The organism is Microcystis sp. M090S1, assembly GCF_020246295.1.
In the GTDB taxonomy this organism is placed as follows: Bacteria; Cyanobacteriota; Cyanobacteriia; order Cyanobacteriales; family Microcystaceae; genus Microcystis; species Microcystis aeruginosa.
The window spans coordinates 1-4,344 of the sequence record NZ_JADBTF010000002.1 but is presented as its reverse complement, the minus strand read 5'-3'; the positions used below and the strand labels follow the sequence as shown (position 1 = coordinate 4,344).

General features: G+C 46.6%; 4 protein-coding genes, 1 tRNA gene and 1 pseudogene. 5 read left to right on the top strand and 1 reads right to left on the bottom strand.

What is annotated here, in order from left to right; all coding sequences use genetic code 11:
* Nucleotides 1-112: 112 nt before the first annotated feature.
* The 5 genes and pseudogenes from ribH (at nt 113) to IM477_RS00045 (ending at nt 2,971) form a co-directional block, all read left to right on the top strand.
* On the top strand, nt 113-658 hold the full coding sequence (gene ribH / locus IM477_RS00065; protein WP_287729936.1) for a 6,7-dimethyl-8-ribityllumazine synthase: 546 nt from the start codon (nt 113-115) through the stop codon (nt 656-658).
* A 55-nt stretch (nt 659-713) separates the two neighbouring features.
* Nucleotides 714-989 (top strand): annotated as a pseudogene (locus IM477_RS00060) (hypothetical protein); the annotation flags it as partial.
* A gap of 73 nt (nt 990-1,062) precedes the next feature.
* Nucleotides 1,063-1,134 (top strand) — tRNA-Gly (locus IM477_RS00055).
* A gap of 171 nt (nt 1,135-1,305) precedes the next feature.
* Nucleotides 1,306-1,713, top strand: a complete 408-nt coding sequence (locus IM477_RS00050) for a hypothetical protein (RefSeq protein ID WP_287729935.1) — start codon at nt 1,306-1,308, stop codon at nt 1,711-1,713.
* Between the two features lie 10 nt (nt 1,714-1,723).
* Complete coding sequence (locus IM477_RS00045) at nt 1,724-2,971, top strand: glutamate-5-semialdehyde dehydrogenase (RefSeq protein WP_061432145.1); 1,248 nt, start codon at nt 1,724-1,726, stop codon at nt 2,969-2,971.
* Between the two features lie 235 nt (nt 2,972-3,206).
* Here IM477_RS00045 and IM477_RS00040 read toward each other — a convergent pair whose 3' ends face one another.
* Entirely contained in the window at nt 3,207-4,013 is an 807-nt protein-coding gene (locus IM477_RS00040) for an MlaE family lipid ABC transporter permease subunit (protein WP_002798033.1), read from the bottom strand.
* Nucleotides 4,014-4,344 lie beyond the last annotated feature (331 nt).

The window sequence follows — 4,344 nt, the reverse complement described above, 5'->3', positions numbered from 1 at the left end:
CCCACTTCCCCACTTCCCCACTTCCCCACTTCCCCACTTCCCCACTTCCCCACTTCCCCACTTCCCCACTTCCCCACTTCCCCACTTCCCCAACCCCTATCCCCTTCTACCTATGACTGTTTTTGAGGGAAATTTTACCGAGGACATATCCTCTTTGCGCTTTGCGGTCGTGATTGGTCGTTTTAACGATCTCGTCACTGATAAACTGTTATCAGGCTGTCAAGACTGTCTGAAGCGTCACGGGGTTGATGTCAATCCCGATGGCACCCAAGTCGATTATATCTGGGTACCCGGTAGCTTTGAAGTGCCAATGGTAGCCCGTCAAGTCGCCCTTTCCCACCGTTACGATGCCGTTATTTGTCTAGGGGCAATTATTCGCGGCCAAACGCCCCATTTTGATTACGTTGCCGCCGAGGCCGCAAAGGGTATCGCCGCGGCCGCTTTTCAGACAGGTGTTCCCGTTGTCTTCGGTATTCTCACCACTGATACTCTACAACAGGCCCTCGAACGGGCCGGTATTAAAAGTAATTTGGGCTGGAATTATGGCCTATCTGCCCTAGAAATGGCTAGTCTCATGCGTCAATTGCGCCCCCGGGATGAAGATAAACCCCTAGAATTATTGAAAAATAATCCCCAACAGGCACTGATGGAAGGCTAAGAAAATTCCCCCGGCATTTAGGATTTTAGTTGTTCCCACTCCCGGAGTTCCACTGATGAGCGAAGCTGAACAGAACAAATATATTAACCAACTCAGACGGCAATTAGTCAACGCTGTCGAGAGAATCAAGACTCTGGAATTAGATTTAGAACCAGAGGGGCGGATTACGGCAGCTTTTGACGCTATGGAACGGCATATAGATGAAAAATTCGCCGCCATTGACAAGCGTTTTGATCGCTTGGAACATCAGTTCAACCGACTACAGGCTAAGATAGAAGTGGTTCTCGAAGCTATTACCGGTTTGGGGGATTTGCCAGAAGATGAATCATTGTCAAAAAATGCTCCAAACTACTTGACAAATGGTCTGAGATTTGGCACACTTATAGAAGTGTAAAAAAAAGCTTGCGGGCATAGCTCAGTGGTAGAGCGTCACCTTGCCAAGGTGAATGTCGCGCGTTCGAATCGCGTTGCCCGCTTGAAAAAATCTTGAAATATACCTTAAGGTCAGGATGAATAATTTAGGGATATCCCTTAAGATGGGAATTACCCGTGAGCAATAGGGTTGAGGATTTTGGGCAACCGTTGAATACCTTAGCCATTGACCACGAGCGACTAAAAACAACCGTTTATAAACAAAAATTTAGCTTGTGCGACCGCATAAATATACCAAAATCGACCAACACCAAGACTATCCTTGTCCCTGTCGTCGGAAAGGGACATTATGCCCGATTTTATTGACCGATGCCTTTGGATGCGATCGCTGTCAACAGATATTTGTGGTACAGGAAAACGGCCAAATTATCGAACAATTAGCCCCCCACTATCCCTATAAACGCACTTGGCGCTGGACGGGATTTCGTTGGGTGAGTACGAATCAGCGCCTTGGGGAAGGAGTCTTGCCCCTGATGATGGGGATAATTCTGTTATTATCGATCGTCTGGCTACCGTTAATCTTGAAATCACCGCCGGGGTTAAGCGTGATTTTTGGGGCAATTCTAGTTATGCTATTAGTTATTTTGCCCGCATTCATCTTTTGGTTAGCCTATCGACGCTAGACAAGAATCTATGATCGAAAGTTCCCCCAAAACCCCCCCGACGATCTTTAAGCAAGCATACAATGCTTTTCTGGATCTGGGTCAATTCAATGGCAACGAAAGAAATCGCGGGGTAATCGCGATCGCTAATGGCATTAAAACTGGCTTTGATCGCATTTTAGAAGCCAATACCCTCGATTTAGAGGTCAGTCGAGAGATGGCCGTCTCAGAACAAATGATTCGCTGGTTACGGTTAACTCCCGAACGTTTAGAGACGACGGTGGAGGTATTGCAACAACTAGCGGAAGCATCGGATCCTCTGCAACAGGTAATTAACGCGGCCTATCAACTTAATCCGTCCCAAACCTATTGCCAAAGGATGCCTTTAGGAGTGATTGCCTTAGTCTATGAAGGTTTTCCCGAATTAGCGATGGTAGCGGCGGGATTTTCCCTAAAAAGTGGCAATAGTTTGATTATTCGCGGTTCCAATGCCTCTAGTCATTCCGATGGAGTGATTACGGAAATTATCCAAGAAGCATTGGAGGATGTGGGTTTACCGGTGGATTGTGTTAGTGGTTTACCCTGTGATTCTAGTCCCTCCCTAGAGGAGTTGGTGACGCAGGAAAATTATGTTAATTTGATTATTCCCTACGGTCGCCCTAGTTTAATCGGTCAGGTGAGTCAATTGGCCACGGTTCCCGTTTTGCGCGCGGCCATGGGAAACTGTTATTTGTATTGGTCTCCTAGTGGCGATTTGGAGTTAGCCCGTCAGGTAATTATCGATAGTCATGGCAGCATACCGGATCCGGTTAACGCGATCGAAAAAGTTTTAATTAGTCCCCATCAGAATTCTTCGACTTTAAGTCGTTTGTTTAAAAGTTTGCAGGAAAAAGGCTTTAAATTGCGGGGAGATACCCGATTAGCGGCGGATTTTCCCGAACATTTAACCATTGCCACCGATAATGATTGGCAAAGACCCTATTTAGAAAAAACGGTGGCCTTTAGGTTAGTGGATACCCTCACTGATGCGATCGCTTGGATTAATAAGTATAGTAGCGGTCACGCGGATTGTATTGTCACCGAATCCTATCGAGAAAGTCGTCAATTCGCCATGGAGTCCGATAGTGCTTTAGTTTATATCAATTCTTCACCCCGATTTGATCGCAATCCCAAACAGGGAGAATCGGTATTTTTGGGCATTTCCAACCAAAAAGGCCAGCGCCGGGGGTTAATCAACCTAGAAACCTTTACCACCCTTAAACAGGTGGTGCAGGGGTAGTTTTGGTGAACTGGGTATTGTTAAGTTAGCTAAAAAATCGGCTATTTTGCTCTTAAGTTATAGTTAGGGTCTGCTGAAAAAGTTTTTCGTGGGGACAGGGTTAGGGTTGATTCATGAATCAACCCTAACCCGACATCGTAGCAAGGGGGGGTAAGATACCTGCCAAGAATAAAGAAAAATGGTATCAGTAGAGGATTGAGAACAATGGCGAGAAAATGAGCGTTTTTAACTGAAATTACTGTCCAAATAAAACCGAACTATTGCCAGATCCTTGGAACAAGATCCAGGTCATCAGCAGATTAGATACAAAAATCGCTAAGAGCATAGTGACTACGGCCGCGGTAGTAGCTTGGCCGACTCCTTTAGCACCGCCATCGGTCGTTAAACCCCAATTACAGCCGATAATCGCGATTAAAGCCCCAAAAACCACCCCTTTAACCGGTCCACTCAGCACATCTCCCACACCCAGAAAACCGCGAACCGAGTCGAGAAAAACTGAATTAGCAATCCCGTATAAACTTTGGCCGACCAGCAAACCGCTACCTAAACCGATCAGCAACGCCATAACACTCAAAGCGGGAACCATCAGACAACAGGCAATTAAACGGGGCAGCACCAGATATTCCACGGGATCGGTTTTGAGCATATAGAGTGCGTCGATCTGCTCTGTCACCTTCATGGTACCGATTTCCGCCGCAAAAGCCGATCCTACCCGACCGGCTACCACGATCGCCATCATAATCGGACAGAGTTCCCGACCGAGAGCAAGGGCCAAAATTCCCCCCACCATACTGCCAGCGCCCAAGGCTTGGAACTCCCGGGCCACTTGGATCGTAAAGATCATCCCGATCACCGCGGCCGTGATCATGGCGATAATCAGCGAGGCGGGCCCGGCTGCCACCATTTGTTCTTGGGTGACGCGCCAATCGGGTTGGCGCGTGAATAGGAAGTAAAAAACCCTGCCGGTCAATAGTACCGCTAACCAACAGCGCCGAAACCAAGAGCTTAATTCCTTGCTAAAAATCGCCAATAAATCCTTCATTGTCCCCAAAATCGATCGGACTAGAGAAAAGTCTATCCTGTTTTGTCTTCTAATACCAAATCCTGTTATAATAAAACGAGTAAAGACAAGGAGATAAAATGCCCAAGAAAGCTGACTTAGCCGAACATCTAAGTTCAGAGGAACTGATACTAAATCTGGTTATTAAAAACTGATTATTTATTCCCCCTTTTGCCTCTTGCCTGTTGCATGAGTGCCTCTCCTCTATAAGTAGGCTGGCTGAATAAATGTGAAATGTAGGCAAGGTAAGGGTTTTGTGGCTTTACGAGCGAAACAGGTGCAAGATTTTGAGAGAATCGTCGTTCAAAACCTT